Origin of the sequence: Euzebya sp. (assembly GCF_964222135.1) — a bacterium.
Classification (GTDB): domain Bacteria; phylum Actinomycetota; class Nitriliruptoria; order Euzebyales; family Euzebyaceae; genus Euzebya.
The window spans coordinates 1-14507 of the sequence record NZ_CAXQBR010000097.1 but is presented as its reverse complement, the minus strand read 5'-3'; the positions used below and the strand labels follow the sequence as shown (position 1 = coordinate 14507).

Here is a 14507-nt window from a genome sequence, read left to right as displayed (position 1 = left end):
GCCGCTTGAGCGGCCGACCGTCGTCGTCGGGGGAGCGGGGGTCCGCCCCGCGCTAGACGGTCGCGGGCAGGCGCCGTCCCGCGGCGTTCAGCGCCCGCACGACGGTGTCCAGGGTCGCCGCCGCCTCGTCGTGGTCGACCTGGCAGGTGCCGGCGTTGCGGTGCCCGCCGCCGCCGAAGCGCAGCATCAGGTCGCCGATGTCCGCCGCCGAGGAGCGGTCCACGATCGACTTGCCGACCGCCAGCACGGTGTTCTGCTTCGCCCGGCCCCACATCACGTGGACCGACACGGTCGCCTCGGGGAACAGCGCGTAGACCATGAAGCGGTTGCCGGCGTGGATGACCTCCTCCTCGCGGAGGTCCAGGACGACCACGTCACCCTCGACCCGGGCGACCCGGCGGAGCTGCGCGGTGAAGGCCTCGGACTGCGCGCGGTACAGCTCCACGCGCTCGGCGACGTCGGGGAGGGTCAGGATCTCCTCCACCGTGTGGTTCCGGCAGTAGTCGATGAGCTGCATCATCAGGTCGTAGTTCGACACGCGGAACTGCCGGAAGCGGCCCAGGCCGGTGCGGGCGTCCATCAGGAAGTTGAGGAGCGTCCAACCCTCGGCGTGGAGGATCTCCTCGACGTCGTAGGCCGCGGAGTCCGCCTTGTCGACCGCCTCCATCATCTCCGGCGAGATGGTCGGGAAGCGCGCCGCACCGCCGTAGTGGTCGAAGACCACGCGGGCCGCCGACGGGGCGTCGGGGTCGATGACGTGGTTGTCGCGCTCACCCACCCGGGTCGTCTCGGACCGGTGGTGGTCGAAGACCAGCCCGGCCCGCGGGTCGTAGGGGAGGTTCGTGGTGATGTCGCGCTCGGACATCTCGACCACGCCGTCCTGGACGTCCTTCGGGTGCACGAACAGGATCTCGTCGATCAGTCCGAGCTCGGTCAGGAGCACGGCGCACACCAGGCCGTCGAAGTCGCTCCGGGTCACCAGTCGGTGGGCCATGGGGTGGTTCCTCTCACAGTCGGTCCTGGGGGTCTTCCTCGGCAGGACGTCGCCGACCCTTAGCTCCGGACGTGGACCGGTGACGTGCGCCGCCCCGGTCGACCGATATATGGTCACCCAGGAGACGTGATGGAGGAGGTGGCGGGCGCGGGTCCACTGGCCGAGGGGGAGGTGCCCCCGATCCGCTTCGCCCAGGCACGCGGTGCCAGGCTGGCCTACCAGCGGTTCGGGGCCGGGTCGGAGACAGTCGTGGCGATCCCGCCGACCGCCCAGAACATCGAGGTGTCCTGGGAGCGCCCCGAGATCCGCGGGATGTTGACGCGCTTCGCGTCCTTCTGCACCTACCTGCACTTCGACAAGCGCGGAACCGGGTGCAGCGACCGGCGCAGCCGTGTCGCCGACGTCGACGAGCGGGTCGAGGACCTCCGGGCGGTGATGGACGACGCCGGCATCGGGCGCGCCCACCTCTTCGGGTCCTCCGAGGGGGGGCCGATGACGCTGCTGTTCGCCGCCACCTACCCCGACCGGGTCGCCAGCGTGATGCTGTTCGGCTCCGGCGCCTCGCTGCACCCCGCCGACCTGTCCGAGCAGGAGCTCGCCGAGCTGCGGACGGTGCACCGCCTGTTCGCCGCGGCGTGGGGCACGCCAGAGTCGCCCGTCGCGCACGCCTTCGCGCCCAGCCTGGTGGCCGCCGACCCGTCGTTCGTCGAGTGGCACCAGCGCTACGAACGCGTCGCAGCCAGCCAGGACTCGCTGCGGGACCTCCTCGAGCTGTCCATCCACATGGATGCTCGTGAGGTCCTCCCCGCCCTCGCGGTGCCCGTCATGGTCATCCACCGCACCGAGGACCGCGTCGTCTCGGTCGAGCGCGGTCGCGAGGTGGCGGAGGCCGTCCCGGACGCGGTCCTCCTCGAGCAGCCCGGTGTGGACCACTTCGCCTACGCGGGTGATGTCGACGGGTGGATGGACGCCTACGAGCGGTTCGTGACCGGCCAGGTCCGCTCGACCCGCGTGGCCGCCGCCACCCCACCGGCTGTCCGGATCCTCACCCTCGGGCGCTTCGCCGCCACCGTCGACGGCGACGAGGTGCCGGTCAGCGCGTGGGGCTCGCGGCTCGCGCGGCAGCTGTGCAAGCGGCTGGTGGCCGCCCGGGGGTGGCCGGTGACCCGCGAGGAGCTGTTCGACCTGCTGTGGCCGGACGAGGTGGATCGCCGCAGGTTGGGCGCGAGGCTGTCGGTGCAGCTGTCCACGGTGCGGCGCGTGCTGCGCGGCGGGGTCATCGCCGACCGCGAGACCGTCCGCCTCGACCTCGAGCAGGTCGTCACCGACCTGGAGGACCTCCACCGGGCGACCGACGACGCGGGGACCCTGGACACCTACACCGGTGAGTTCCTGCCCGAGGACCGCTACGAGGGCTGGGCGGAACCGGTGCGTGAGGCGGCCCGCTCACGGGCGGCTGACGCCGCCCGCCGGCTGCTCGCGGAGGCGATCGCCACCGGCGCCACCGGCCGCGCGGGGGACCTGGCCCGCCGCCTCCTGTCACTGGACCGCTACGACGAGGCCGCCCACCGCGCGCTGGTCCGCCTCGCGGCGGGCGACGGCGGGTTGGAAGCGGCCCGGCGCGCCCACGACGCGTGGGCGGCGGCCATGGCGGAGCTCGACCTGCCGGTCCCGTCCCTCGCCGACGTGATCGGCAGCTGAGGAACGTCCGGCGGACCTGAAGGTTCTCCGAAGGGTGCCCGTGCACGGTCCGCGCATGGACACCACGACAACCCCGGCCCGGAGCCCCGAGGTCATCGCACCCGGCTCCGGGCACCACCTGCACTTCCTCAACCACCTGGCCACGGTCAAGGTCAGCGCCGGCGAGCTCGGCGCGATGAGCGCCATCGAGTTCACCGCCCCCCGCGGCTTCGGCCCGCCGCTGCACCGCCATCGCGACGAGGACGAGCTGTTCGTCATGCTCGACGGCCGCATCGACTGCACCGCGGGTGCACGCCGGCTGACCGCCGAGGAGGGGGCGGTGGTCATGTTGCCGAGCGGCGTGCCCCACACCTTCCAGGTGCTGAGCGACACCGCCCGGTTCATCTGCGTGACCGCCTCCCGGACCGCCGCGCCGACCTTCGACCGGATGGTGGTCGCCCTCGGCGTCGCGACCGACGTCCCGACCATCCCGACCGCCGCCTACATCGACGCCGCCCACGTGGCCGACGTCTGCGCCGCCCACGGCATCGACGTCGTCGGTCCGCCGCCGGCCGCGCTGCCGGCCGAGCCGGTGGGGGAGGTGCGCTGATGGCCGAGGACCGACGGTCCCGTCCCCGGCCATCCCCCTCGCGGATGGCGGTCGGCGTCGCGATCGGGGTCGTGATCGCCCTCCTCATCGCCCTCTCCGGCTGTGCTGCAGACGACGCCGCCGAAGCCGCAGCGGACACGACCGGTGACGACGAGGGAACCGACGTCATCGAGGTCGGCCTGGTCGACTTCGCCTTCGCCGGGCTGCCCGGCGAGGTGGCGCCCGGCACCCGCCTCACCGTGACCAACGACGCCGAGGCCGAGCTGCACGAGCTGGTCGCCTTCCGCCTCGCCGATGACGAGGAGCGGCCGGCCACCGAGCTGGCCGAGCTCGCCCCCGACGAGCTGCTCTCGACGCTCGGTGAACCCACCGCCGTCCTGCTCGCCCCACCGGGCGGCGAGCAGATCGCCGCCGTCGGCGACGGCACCCTCGCCGAGGAGGGCCGCTACGCGATCTTCTGCTTCATCCCGACCGGCGTCGACCCCCAGACCTACCTCGAGGCGAGCGCGGAGTCCGAGGGGGGACCTCCGGACGTCGGCGGCGGCCCTCCCCACTTCACCCAGGGGATGCTGGGCGAGATCACGGTCGGCTGACGGCCCACACCCCCCGGGGGCCCGACCGGTCGGTTTCGGGACCCCGGGGTGCTGGTCAGGGCGTGGGTGGCGCACATCGCAACGCCACACCAGCCACAGCCCAGAGGAGACCCCATGGCACACGACCTGACCGGCAAGACCGTCGCACTCCTGGTGGCCCCCCGCGGCACCGAGGAGCCCGAGTTCGTCCAGCCCCGGGAGGCCCTGACCGGCGCCGGCGCGCAGGTCCACGTGATCTCCACCGAGACCGGCGAGGCCCAGACCGTCAACTCCGACCTCGACCCCGGCGGGAGCTACCCGATCACGCACGCGATCGGCGACGTCAGCGCCGACGACTACGACGGCGTCGTCATCCCCGGCGGCACGGTGGGCGCCGACACGCTCCGGGCGTCCGAGGACGTCGTCAGCTTCATCCGGACCTTCTTCTCCCAGTCCAAGCCCGTCGCGGCGATATGCCACGGCCCCTGGACGCTGGTCGAGGCGGACGCGGTCAGCGGTCGGACGCTGACGTCCTACCCGTCGCTGCAGACCGACATCCGCAACGCCGGCGGCACGTGGGTCGACGAGGAGGTCGTGGTCGACCAGGGTCTCGTCACCAGCCGGAACCCCGGTGACCTCGACGCGTTCTGCGCGAAGGTCGTCGAGGAGATCGCCGAGGGCCGACACGCCGAGCAGTCCCGCTCCGTCGCCTGACCCGCCCGAAACGACATCGAGCCCCCGCCGATCGGCGGGGGCTCGCTCGATGTGCGGCGCCGGCCGGGTGGACCTCAGCTGCCCGGCGGCCCCTCGGACGGCTCCCCCGTCAGGAACACGTCGGTGTGCACGACCACGCGGGCGGTGCCGGGCGTCCCGGCCGGTGCCTGGCCCTGCTCGTAGCGGTTGACGACCGCGAGGAGCTCCTCGCCGAGCGCGCGCACCTGCTCGGCGGTGAGGACCAGGCGCGAGTTCGACAGCTGCGTCGCATCCCGCCACGGCGCGGGCCAGCGCATCGCCTCTCGACGCCATGCGCGGATCCGCTCGACGCGCCCTTCGATGACCCGGTCCAGGACGATCGCGGCATCATCGGCCGTCTCGGGGGCGTCGATCAGGTCGTTCTCGAGCGACCACCCGCCGGCGACCCGCCAGTAGCGGTCGCGTCCCGTCCCGACGTCCGACGCCTCCTCGATGAACCCCGCCTTCGCGAGCTGCCGCAGGTGGTAGCTGGTGGTGCCGCTGGCGGAGGGGGTGGGCCATGGCCCGGAGCCGCTCGGGGGTGAGGGGTTCGGTCACGCGGCGCGTCCGGGTCGGTGGCCGTGGTCGTCGACTGTCACACGTGATCCAATCGCAGAGAGGCCCTTCGCCGATCACACCGCCAGATCACGGTCGGCGAAGCCCTCGGACGGCTCGTCGCTGACATCCGCCTGCTCGTCGTCGCGATCCGCAGCCGCTCGCGCCGGCGGGGACGGCCGGTCGGGGGATCGCCCGGGCAGCTGACGCGAGATCGCCCGCGACCCTGTGCCCTCTCGGACGGCCTGCTGATGCGCCACCTCCGCCGATGACTCGGCCCGAGTCGCGGTTGCCGGCGCCCTTCCCGGGGCGATCACGGCCGGCGTGCTGCCGGTCGACTCGCCCGCCATGCGCGCGTGGGGCGATCACGGCCGGCGTGCTGCCGGTCGGCTCGCCCGCCATGCGCCCGTGGGGCGATCACGGACGGCGTGCTGCCGGTCGGCTCGCCCGCGAGGCGCCCGTGGGGCGATGACGGCCGGGTCGGAATCCACCGCGCTGGGCCGGACGTCCGTCGTGCTCGAGCCGGACGTCCGGGCGTCGCCCAGCTCACGTGGTCATGCGCGACCGCACGTCCTCCATGGCCTCGTCGATCGGGCGCGTGGGTCGCTCGGCGTTCGGGTCGGTCATGTGGGTGGTGTCCGTTGCGTCGTCCATGCCGACACGGTGGACCTTCACGCCACGGGAGGGTCAAGCCCCCCGCGGATGAGGGCATGGGGGTGGCCGCTACGCTTGCGAGGTGCTCGCCGTGCTCGTCGAAGTCGACCTCCACATCCCCGCGTCCCGGAGCCTCAAGGACAAGCGGGGGGTGATCCGGCGGCTCCAGTCGCGGCTCCGGACCGACCTCGGCGTCTCCGTCGCGGAGGTCGACCACCAGGACCTCCGCCAGCGCTGCGGCCTCGGGATCGCCATCGCCTGCAGCGACGAGACCACCGGTCGGCGGGTCGTCCAGGACGTCGAGCGGATCATCGCCCGGGCGGTCGAGACCGAGGTCCTCGACCTGCACGTCGACGTGGTGGAGACCGAGGACCGCGGCTTCTCGATGGCCTCCCGCGACCCCCGGGTCGGCGTCGACGGGATCCTCCTCGACGACGTGGCCATCGACATCGAGGTCGATCACCGATGAGCAGTCCGGAGAAGGGCCGGCGCCTCGCCGAGCGGGTCAAGGAGCTCGTCGGCGCCATGCTGCCGAAGGTGAAGGACCCGCGGGTCGGGTTCGTGACGATCACCGACGTGCGCATGTCGCGCGACAACGAGCTGGCGACCGTCTACTACACCGTCCTCCCCGACACCGCGGTCGAGCGCGAGCGGACCGCCGCCGGCCTCGAGTCGGCCAGCGGCCTGATCCGCCGCGACCTCGGCCAGGCACTCGGGGTCCGAAAGGTCCCCGAGGTCGTCTTCGCCATCGACGACGTCGCCGACCGGGGACGTCGGATCGAGGCGATCCTCGACTCCCTCGCCGACTCCGAGCAGGGGCCCGCGCGCCCGGACGCCCAGGACGTGGAGGCCGGACCCGATGGCGAGTGACCCGGGGCTGCTCGACCGACCGGCCGCGCTGGAGGGTGCCATGGCTGACGCCGTCGAGGCCCTCCGCGAAGCGGGCACGGTGGTCGTCACCGGCCACGTCAACCCCGACGGCGATGCGCTCGGATCGCTGCTCGCGCTGACCGCGGCGCTCGACGGGCTGGGGATCACGGCGATCCCCGCGTGGGGGTCGCGGGATCCCGGTGAGCCGCCGGCGCCGGTCGACCCCGCGTGGTCGTTCCTCCCGCTCCTGGACCGCGTCGCCCACCCCGACGACGTCCCGGCGGCCCCCGACGTGGTCCTCGCGTGCGACTCCGCCGCCGCGCACCGGCTGGGGACCCTGTCCGGTGTGCTCGACGGCGCCGGGACGGTCGTCGTCGTCGACCACCACGCCGTGGGGGAGGCCTTCGGCGACATCCGCGTCGTCGACCCGACCGCCTCGTCCACGGGGGTGCTCGCCCTGCGGCTCATCGACGCCCTGGGGGCGGAGGTGACGTCGGCGATCGCGGACGCCCTCTACCTCGCCGTCCTCACCGACACCGGCCGGTTCGGCTTCGCGGCGACCACCCCCGATGACCACCGCGTCGCCGCCCGGCTGCTCGAGGCCGGCGCGGACCACGTCGGCATCGCCCGGGCCGTGTACGAGTCGGCCAGCCCCGGCTTCCTCACCCTCGTGAGCCGCGTCACCGGCAGGGCCAGGGTCGACGACCGGATGGTCTGCAGCTGGGTGTCGATCGCCGACGTCGCCGACACCGGCGCGGGCGACACCGACGTCGACGGCCTGATCGACCTGCTCCGCAAGGTCGAGTCCGCGGACGTGACCTGCCTGCTGCGCGAGACCGCAGCCGGCGCCTGGCGGACCTCTCTCCGCTCCCGCGGCGCGGTCGACGTCGCCGCGGTGGCCCAGGGCCTCGGCGGCGGCGGGCACCGGATGGCCGCGGGCTTCACCGGCCACGGCGACGTCGAGGACGTGATCGCGGCGGTCGCCGCCCGCCTGCGTGGACTCCCGTCGTGACCGCACCCGCCCCCGCCCCGGGCACGGACGGCGTCGAGGGGGTCGTCGTGGTCGACAAGGGCCCCGGCATGACCTCGCACGACGTCGTCGGCGCCATCCGGCGGATCGTCGGGTCCAAGCCGGGACGTCGCGGCAACCGGAGGGGACCGAAGGTCGGGCACGCCGGCACCCTCGACCCCGACGCGACGGGTGTCCTCGTCGTGTGCATCGGCCGCGCCACCCGGCTGGTGCCCTACCTCCAGGCGTCGGAGAAGACCTACGACGCGCGGATGCGGCTCGGCCGGACCACGACCACGCTGGACGCCGCCGGCGAGGAGACGTCCGTCACCGACGCGTCCGCGGTCACCGAGGAGGCGCTGTGCGACGCGCTCAAGGCCTTCGTCGGCGACATCACCCAGATCCCGCCGATGGTGTCGGCGGTCAAGGTGGGCGGTGAGCGGCTGTACGCCAAGGCGCGCCGGGGTGAGGAGGTCGAGCGCGACCCCCGACCGGTCACGATCCACGACATCGTCCTGGCCGACTTCGTCCCCGGCCCCGCGGCCGAGGCGACGTTCCTCGTGACCTGCTCGGCGGGCACGTACATCCGCACCCTCGCCGCCGACGTGGGTGACCGCCTCGGCGTGGGCGCCCACCTCACCGCGCTCCGGCGGCTCGGGTCCGGCCGGTTCGCCGCCGACGACGCGCGGGACCTCGACGCGCTGCAGAAGATGGCTGAGGCGGGCGACTTCGCCGACGCGGTCATGTCACCCGCGGACGCCATGGCCGAGTTCCCGTCGATCATCGTGTCCGGTGACGACGCCGCGGCGGTGCGCAACGGCAGGCCGCTGCCGAGCACCGGCCACGACGGGACGGTCTGCGTCCTCGACGAGGGCGGGGACCTCCTCGCGGTCATGACCGACGACGGGCGATCCGCCCGTCCCGACGTGGTCTTCAACTAGAGGGGCCGCACGTGGTGGACGGACAGATCAGGATCGGGCTCGAGGCCGTCGAGCCCGCCCCCTCCGTCGTCGCCATCGGCTTCTTCGACGGCGTCCACCGCGGCCACCAGTCGCTGATCTCACGAGCCCAGAAGGCCGCGGGGGAGCACGGCGTCCGCACCGTCGTCGTCACCTTCGACCGCCACCCGATGGAGGTCGTCAACCCCGGCGCGCGGCCCCCGCTGCTGATGGGCCTCGACCAGCGGCTGCGCACCCTCGCCGACCTCGACGTCGACCTGGTCGTGGCGCTCCCCTTCGACGACGACCTGCGCCACCTCGCTCCCGACGACTTCGTCGCCCACGTCCTCGGCGGCGCCCTGCAGGCCCGCCACGTCGTCGTCGGCGCCAACTTCCGGTTCGGCCACAAGGCCGCGGGTGACGTCACGACGCTGGCCGATCTCGGGCCGTCGTTCGGCTTCACCTCCGAGGCGGTCACCCTCCTCGAGGTCGACGGCGTCGTCATCTCCTCGACCGAGATCCGCGGCGCGGTCGAGCGGGGCGACGTCGAGCAGGCGCGCCGCTGGCTCGGACGACCGCACACCCTGGAGGGCATCGTCGTCCGCGGTGACCAGCGCGGACGGGAGCTGGGGTACCCGACCGCCAACCTCCTCCTCGACGACCGCGCTGCGATCCCCGCAGAGGGGGTCTACGCGGGACGCTTCCGACTGGTCGACGGGACCTGGCGGCCCGCCGCGATCTCGGTCGGCCGCAACCCGACGTTCGAGGGCATCACCGCGGTCCGCGTCGAGGCGTTCGTCATCGACTTCGCCGACGACCTCTACGGCGTCGAGGCCGCCGTGAGCTTCACCCACCACCTCCGCGGGCAGCAGCGCTTCGACTCCGTCGAGGAGCTGGTCGCCCAGATGGGCGACGACGTGGAGGAGACCCGCCGCCTCCTCGCCGAGGACGGGTAGCCGGCGTCAGCCCGGGACGTTCGCGGTCACGACCCGGACGTCGATCACGCCCGTGCCGAGCGGGGCGATGGCGTTGAACACCGCCGCGGACAGGTCGAAGCGCCGTCCGGTCCACTCCGCGGGGCCCCAGTCGGTGACGGTCGCCTCGACCGTCCGGCCCGTCGGCCCGGTGATGCGCACGACCGTGCCGCAGCGCAGCTCCCGGGTGGCGATCGTCGCGGCGTTCATGTCGAAGGTGCTCCCGCAGGCGGTGGTCAGGCCCTGGAAGCCCGGCCCGTACCAGCTGGCCCGCCCGGTCAGCTGGGTGCCGAGGGGCAGGGCCGGCAGCCGGCGCGGGTTGGTGCGGAGCAGCCCGTCGGTGTGCGGCGGCAGGACGTAGCTGGCGGCGACCTCCGTCGAGGCCGGGGCCGAGGTCGGGGACGGGGCTGGATCCGGCGTCGCGCTGGGGGCCGGCGCCGCCGCGCCTGCGACGTCAGGCCCGGCCGCCGGGGGAGCGGGGGAGGGGTTCGCCACGGCCGGCTCCTCGGTCGCGGGCGGTTCGCCCAGCCAGCCCTCGATCGTCCGGTCGAGGGGGACGGGTTGGCCCGCACGGGGCCACTGCACGGTGATCGGCTGGGTGCGGTCGTACGCCACCAGCCGCAGGTCGAGGTCGGCCTCGGCGAGGAGCGCCTCGGCGTCCTCGGGTGTCCGGCCCACCACGTCAGGTGTGGTCGCGGTGACCGGCGCGGACCTGCCGCCGCCGTCGTACCGGGCCAGCGCCGCCGCCCGCGCCGCCGCCCCCGGATCGTCGACGGTGCCCACGGCCGGGGGAGGCGCGGCGACGTCCGCCGCCCCACCGCACGCGGGCAGCGCGAGCGCGACGACGACCGCCGCCGTGACCCTGCTCACCGTCCTCGTGCGCACCTGGGGACCCTAATCGACAGGTGAGCGGGGCCGGTTGAGGGGTCGCAGGTGCGCGGTCGGACAGGGGTCAGCACCCGGTGGTGGCGGGAAGGGGTGTGGTCAGCACCGACTCCCCCGACCCCGACTGGACAGGAGCACCCCGATGGGACGCATCAAGACCGCCATCCGCTCGTTCACCTTCGGCGCCGCCGCCGGCGCCGCCGCGATGTACTACACCGACCCCGAGCGTGGCCGGGAGCGCCGTCAGCAGGCCGCCGAGCAGGCCGAGGCGGCCGCCCGCGCGCTGTCGGAGCAGACCGGCGGCACGAGCGACGACCTGGCCCGCCGCGCCGCCGGTCAGGTCGCCGAGGCCACCCGTCCGCTGCACGACTCCGGCCCGGACACCGACAACGCGCTGAGCGACCGGGTCCAGACCGAGATCAAGGCCGACGACCGGTTCAGCCACCTCAACATCGACGTCGTCGAGGGTGACGTCACGGTGCGCGGGACGCTCGACTCCGATGACGCGCGCGGCGAGATGGTGTCCCGGATCGAGGGCATCCCGGGCGTGAGCTCGGTCATCGACCTGACCCACCCGCAGGGCACGCCGGCGCCGACGCGCTGACCGGGCCCGCCCAGGGCGCGCCGAGGCCGCGCCGCAGCAGGTCACGATCGGGGCCTCCGTCGCCGTGAGACGAGGTAGGCCCCGATCGCGCCGTTGATCGCGCCGTTGATCGCGCCGTCGACCGCGCCGTCGATCACCCCGTCGACCGCGCCGTCGATCACCCCCCGATTGTCGAGGTCGGGCGCTCCGGGCATACTCGTGTGTGGCCGTCGACACCGATGGCCGCACACTCTCGTGCCCGTTGCCGCCTCGCGGAGGCGCTCGGGTGAGCCCAGGAGGACCAGGGACGCGTCGGCTCCGACGCCGCCCCAGGTGCCCCGGCCGGTCGTCACAGCTGTGACCGGCCCACCCGGCGGGAGACGACCAGACGAGGAGCATGACGACATGGCCAAGGCGCCGATCCCCGACAAAGAGACCATCCTGAGCGAGTACGCCACCCACGAGGGTGACACCGGCTCACCGGAGGTCCAGGTCGCCCTGCTGACCGCGCGGATCAACCACCTGACCGAACACCTCAAGACCCACGCCAAGGACCACCACTCCCGCCGCGGCCTGCTGATGCTGGTCGGGCGGCGCCGGAACCTCCTCGGCTACCTGCAGCGCAAGGACATCGACCGCTACCGCGACCTGATCGGTCGTCTCGGCCTGCGACGCTAGACCCACTCGGCGCCGGATGCTGCACCTGGAGGCCGGCGCCGTCTCGTTCCGTGGGGTGGAACCCGCGGGCAACAACTGCACAGACACCTCGCGAGTCGACGACGACGCCCCCGGGCCGCCCGCACCGCGATCACGGTTGTCAGTGGTGACGAGCCAGCGCCCCGCGCTGGAGCGTGGTCACTGGGAACCGGATCACCGCCGGACGCCCCACGGACCGCCGTCGTCGCCCGCGATCACCCGACCCCCACACGCTGGGGGAGAGAGGACGCGAGCATGACGAAGCTCGGAACCCACGAGGCGTCCGCCACGATCGGCGGCGCCACCATCACCCTGGAGAGCGGCAAGATCGCCGGCCAGGCCGGCGGCTCGGTCGTCTGCCACCTCGGCGAGACCATCCTGCTGGTCACCTCGACGGCGAGCCGCGCGCCGAAGGAGCACCTCGACTTCTTCCCGCTGACCGTCGACTTCGAGGAGAAGATGTACGCCGCCGGGCGGATCCCCGGCTCGTTCTTCAAGCGCGAGGGACGCCCCTCGGAGAACGCGATCCTGACCTGCCGGCTGGTGGACCGCCCCATGCGGCCGACGTTCGCCGACGGCCTCCGCAACGAGGTCCAGGTCCTGATCACCACCCTGAGCGCGGACCAGTCCAACCCGCCGGACGTCCTCGCCATCAACGGCGCCTCGATGGCGACGATGCTCGCCGGGATCCCCTTCGACGGCCCGATCGCCGGCGTCCGCATGGGCATGGACCGCGAGGGTGCCTGGACCGCCTTCCCCACCTTCGAGTGGATGGAGTCCGAGGGCGTCTTCGACCTGGTCGTGGCCGGCCGGCTCAACCCGACGTCCGGTGAGATCGACATCCTGATGGTCGAGGCGGAGGCCACCCCCAACGCCGTCGAGATGGTCGAGATGGGCGGCGTCAAGCCGACCGAGGAGGTCGTCGCGAAGGCCCTCGAGGAGTCGAAGGGCTACCTCAAGCAGCTCTGCGACCTCCAGAACGAGTTCATGGCCACCGCCGGCGCATCCGGTGAGCCGACCCGCGAGTACCCGACCTTCCCCGCCTACGACTCCCGCGTCTACGACACCGTCGAGCGCGCGGCCGGCAAGGAGCTCGGTCGGGTCCTGGTCGACGACCGCCTCGACAAGGCGGACCGCTCCGACGCGATCGCCGAGCTGCGCGAGCAGGCCATCGACGCGGTGTTCAGCAACGCCGGCGACGTCGACGTCACCGACGAGGAGCTCGAGAAGCAGGCGAAGAACGCCTTCCGCTCCCTCGAGAAGAGCCTGATCCGACGCCGTGTCGTCAACGACGGCGTCCGCATCGACGGCCGTGGCCCCGCGGACATCCGCGCGCTGTCCGCCGAGGTCGGCGTGCTGCCCCGCGCCCACGGCTCCGGGCTGTTCACCCGCGGTGAGACCCAGGTCCTCAACGTCCTGACCCTCGGGATGCTCCGCGACGCCCAGCGGCTCGACACGATCGACCCGAACACCGAGAAGCGGTACATCCACCACTACAACTTCCCGCCGTTCTCCACCGGTGAGACCGGCTTCATGCGCGGCCCGAAGCGCCGCGAGATCGGGCACGGCGCCCTCGCCGAGCGGGCCCTCCTGCCGGTCATCCCCGGCCCGAACGACTTCGCCTACGCGCTGCGGCTGGTCAGCGAGGTCGTCTCGTCGAACGGCTCGACCTCGATGGCGTCGGTGTGCGCGTCGACGCTCAGCCTGATGGACGCCGGTGTGCCGATCGCCGCGCCCGTGGCCGGCATCGCCATGGGCCTCATCTCCGAGGACGGCAAGTACACGACGCTCACCGATATCCAGGGCGCGGAGGACGCGTTCGGCGACATGGACTTCAAGGTCGCCGGGACCGCGGACTTCATCACCGCCCTGCAGCTCGACACCAAGCTGAGCGGGATCCCCGCCGGCGTGCTGGGCGACGCGCTGACCCAGGCCAAGGAGGCCCGCCTCGAGATCCTCGACGTCATCACGGCCTGCATCAGCGAGCCGCGCCAGGAGATGAACCCGTACGCGCCGCGCGTCCACGTGGAGTACATCCCCGGCGACAAGATCGGCGAGGTGATCGGCCCGAAGGGGAAGATCATCCGCGAGATCACCGAGGAGACCGGCGCCCAGATCGACGTCGAGGACGAGGCCGGCCGCGGTGTGGTCCGCATCTACGCCGCCGACGGCCCCGCCGCCGACATGGCGCTGCAGCGCGTCCGCGCGATCGCCAACCCCGTCGTCCCCCAGGAGGGCGAGCGCTACTACGGCACGGTCGTCAAGACCGTCGACTTCGGCGCCTTCGTCAGCCTGAGCCCCGGCGCCGACGGCCTGCTGCACATCTCGAAGCTGGGCGGCTCCAAGCGGCTCGCGCACGCCGACGAGGCCGTCAGCGTCGGCGACAAGCTCTGGGTCGAGGTCGCCGAGGTCAAGGGAGGCAACAAGTTCTCCCTCGTCCTGATCGACCCGCCGACCGACGGCGACGCCGCCCCGGCGGCCGAGGAGACCCCCGCGCCGGAGTCCGCGGCCAGCGAGGACCGCGAGCCGGCGAACGTCGGCGCCGCCTCCACCGACGACGCGGACGAGACGTCGGACGGTGACCGGGGCCGCTCCCGGGCACGCGAGCGCAGCGGCGGTGACGAGGGTCGCCGCGGCCGCATCCGCACGCGCGGCGGTGACGACGCCGGTGACGAGGGCGGCCGTCGCCGTCGGCGTCGCCGCGGCTGAGTCCGGCTGTGCCGCTGAGCCACCGCCACCGACGGGGGGGGGGGGG

15 protein-coding genes are annotated in these 14507 nt (G+C 73.4%); 12 read left to right on the top strand and 3 right to left on the bottom strand.

All coding sequences use genetic code 11. The features are described from left to right. Nucleotides 1-52 precede the first annotated feature (52 nt). On the bottom strand, nt 53-994 hold the full coding sequence (locus ACEQ2X_RS21360) for an exopolyphosphatase (RefSeq protein WP_370327905.1): 942 nt from the start codon (nt 992-994) through the stop codon (nt 53-55). Nucleotides 995-1123: 129 nt separating this feature from the next. Here ACEQ2X_RS21360 and ACEQ2X_RS21355 point away from each other — a divergent pair, with 129 nt between their 5' ends. The 4 genes from ACEQ2X_RS21355 to ACEQ2X_RS21340 all read left to right on the top strand — a co-directional run bounded on the left by ACEQ2X_RS21355 (nt 1124) and on the right by ACEQ2X_RS21340 (nt 4570). After that, nucleotides 1124-2695: an alpha/beta fold hydrolase gene (locus tag ACEQ2X_RS21355; RefSeq protein ID WP_370327904.1), complete on the top strand. Its 1572-nt coding sequence runs from the start codon at nt 1124-1126 to the stop codon at nt 2693-2695. 55 nt (nt 2696-2750) lie between these two features. Further along, nucleotides 2751-3284, top strand: a complete 534-nt coding sequence (locus tag ACEQ2X_RS21350) for a cupin domain-containing protein (protein ID WP_370327903.1) — start codon at nt 2751-2753, stop codon at nt 3282-3284. Continuing rightward, nucleotides 3284-3877, top strand: coding sequence for a hypothetical protein (locus ACEQ2X_RS21345; protein ID WP_370327902.1), 594 nt, complete (start codon nt 3284-3286; stop codon nt 3875-3877). Before ACEQ2X_RS21350 ends, ACEQ2X_RS21345 begins: the two co-directional genes overlap by 1 nt. Before the next feature lie 114 nt (nt 3878-3991). After that, nucleotides 3992-4570 carry a type 1 glutamine amidotransferase domain-containing protein gene (locus tag ACEQ2X_RS21340; RefSeq protein ID WP_370327901.1) on the top strand — a complete coding sequence of 193 codons (579 nt, stop codon included), beginning with the start codon at nt 3992-3994 and terminating at the stop codon, nt 4568-4570. A 74-nt stretch (nt 4571-4644) separates the two neighbouring features. On the opposite strand, the gene ACEQ2X_RS21335 is transcribed toward ACEQ2X_RS21340, so the two are convergent. Beyond that, nucleotides 4645-4866, bottom strand: coding sequence for a hypothetical protein (locus tag ACEQ2X_RS21335; RefSeq protein WP_370327900.1), 222 nt, complete (start codon nt 4864-4866; stop codon nt 4645-4647). Nucleotides 4867-5879: 1013 nt separating this feature from the next. On the opposite strand from ACEQ2X_RS21335, the gene ACEQ2X_RS21330 reads away from it, so the two are divergent. Genes ACEQ2X_RS21330 through ACEQ2X_RS21310 form a run of 5 tightly spaced genes read left to right on the top strand, consistent with a single transcriptional unit; the run spans nt 5880 to nt 9570 of the window. Next, nucleotides 5880-6266 carry a DUF503 domain-containing protein gene (locus ACEQ2X_RS21330; protein WP_370327899.1) on the top strand — a complete coding sequence of 129 codons (387 nt, stop codon included), beginning with the start codon at nt 5880-5882 and terminating at the stop codon, nt 6264-6266. Then, nucleotides 6263-6667: a 30S ribosome-binding factor RbfA gene (rbfA, locus tag ACEQ2X_RS21325; protein WP_370327898.1), complete on the top strand. Its 405-nt coding sequence runs from the start codon at nt 6263-6265 to the stop codon at nt 6665-6667. The genes ACEQ2X_RS21330 and rbfA overlap by 4 nt, the downstream gene beginning before the upstream one ends. Beyond that, nucleotides 6657-7679 (top strand): bifunctional oligoribonuclease/PAP phosphatase NrnA, encoded by a 1023-nt coding sequence (locus ACEQ2X_RS21320; RefSeq protein WP_370327897.1) that lies wholly within the window; start codon nt 6657-6659, stop codon nt 7677-7679. The genes rbfA and ACEQ2X_RS21320 overlap by 11 nt, the downstream gene beginning before the upstream one ends. Then, on the top strand, nt 7676-8617 hold the full coding sequence (gene truB, locus ACEQ2X_RS21315; protein ID WP_370327896.1) for a tRNA pseudouridine(55) synthase TruB: 942 nt from the start codon (nt 7676-7678) through the stop codon (nt 8615-8617). Before ACEQ2X_RS21320 ends, truB begins: the two co-directional genes overlap by 4 nt. Nucleotides 8618-8631: 14 nt before the next feature. Next, complete coding sequence (locus tag ACEQ2X_RS21310) at nt 8632-9570, top strand: bifunctional riboflavin kinase/FAD synthetase (protein ID WP_370327895.1); 939 nt, start codon at nt 8632-8634, stop codon at nt 9568-9570. Between the two features lie 6 nt (nt 9571-9576). On the opposite strand, the gene ACEQ2X_RS21305 is transcribed toward ACEQ2X_RS21310, so the two are convergent. Then, the gene (locus ACEQ2X_RS21305) at nt 9577-10458 is read right to left on the bottom strand and encodes an RlpA-like double-psi beta-barrel domain-containing protein (protein WP_370327894.1); all 882 of its coding nucleotides are present in this window, start codon (nt 10456-10458) and stop codon (nt 9577-9579) included. Between the two features lie 157 nt (nt 10459-10615). Between ACEQ2X_RS21305 and ACEQ2X_RS21300 the strand changes: the two genes are divergently transcribed. The 3 genes from ACEQ2X_RS21300 (at nt 10616) to ACEQ2X_RS21290 (ending at nt 14461) form a co-directional block, all read left to right on the top strand. Then, the gene (locus ACEQ2X_RS21300; protein ID WP_370327893.1) at nt 10616-11077 is read left to right on the top strand and encodes a BON domain-containing protein; all 462 of its coding nucleotides are present in this window, start codon (nt 10616-10618) and stop codon (nt 11075-11077) included. A 384-nt stretch (nt 11078-11461) separates the two neighbouring features. Continuing rightward, nucleotides 11462-11734 carry a 30S ribosomal protein S15 gene (gene rpsO / locus ACEQ2X_RS21295; protein ID WP_370327892.1) on the top strand — a complete coding sequence of 91 codons (273 nt, stop codon included), beginning with the start codon at nt 11462-11464 and terminating at the stop codon, nt 11732-11734. Between the two features lie 273 nt (nt 11735-12007). Next, nucleotides 12008-14461, top strand: coding sequence for a polyribonucleotide nucleotidyltransferase (locus tag ACEQ2X_RS21290; RefSeq protein ID WP_370327891.1), 2454 nt, complete (start codon nt 12008-12010; stop codon nt 14459-14461). Nucleotides 14462-14507: the final 46 nt, after the last annotated feature.

Excerpts from the sequence above, each read along its gene's own strand:
- ACEQ2X_RS21340 (WP_370327901.1), top strand. The coding sequence starts at position 3,992 with ATGGCACACGACCTGACCGGCAAGACCGTCGCACTCCTGGTGGCCCCC.
- ACEQ2X_RS21355 (WP_370327904.1), top strand. The coding sequence starts at position 1,124 with ATGGAGGAGGTGGCGGGCGCGGGTCCACTGGCCGAGGGGGAGGTGCCC.
- ACEQ2X_RS21335 (WP_370327900.1), bottom strand. The coding sequence starts at position 4,866 with ATGCGCTGGCCCGCGCCGTGGCGGGATGCGACGCAGCTGTCGAACTCG.
- ACEQ2X_RS21300 (WP_370327893.1), top strand. The coding sequence starts at position 10,616 with ATGGGACGCATCAAGACCGCCATCCGCTCGTTCACCTTCGGCGCCGCC.
- ACEQ2X_RS21345 (WP_370327902.1), top strand. The coding sequence starts at position 3,284 with ATGGCCGAGGACCGACGGTCCCGTCCCCGGCCATCCCCCTCGCGGATG.
- ACEQ2X_RS21350 (WP_370327903.1), top strand. The coding sequence starts at position 2,751 with ATGGACACCACGACAACCCCGGCCCGGAGCCCCGAGGTCATCGCACCC.
- ACEQ2X_RS21320 (WP_370327897.1), top strand. The coding sequence starts at position 6,657 with ATGGCGAGTGACCCGGGGCTGCTCGACCGACCGGCCGCGCTGGAGGGT.
- rbfA (WP_370327898.1), top strand. The coding sequence starts at position 6,263 with ATGAGCAGTCCGGAGAAGGGCCGGCGCCTCGCCGAGCGGGTCAAGGAG.
- rpsO (WP_370327892.1), top strand. The coding sequence starts at position 11,462 with ATGGCCAAGGCGCCGATCCCCGACAAAGAGACCATCCTGAGCGAGTAC.
- ACEQ2X_RS21360 (WP_370327905.1), bottom strand. The coding sequence starts at position 994 with ATGGCCCACCGACTGGTGACCCGGAGCGACTTCGACGGCCTGGTGTGC.
- ACEQ2X_RS21290 (WP_370327891.1), top strand. The coding sequence starts at position 12,008 with ATGACGAAGCTCGGAACCCACGAGGCGTCCGCCACGATCGGCGGCGCC.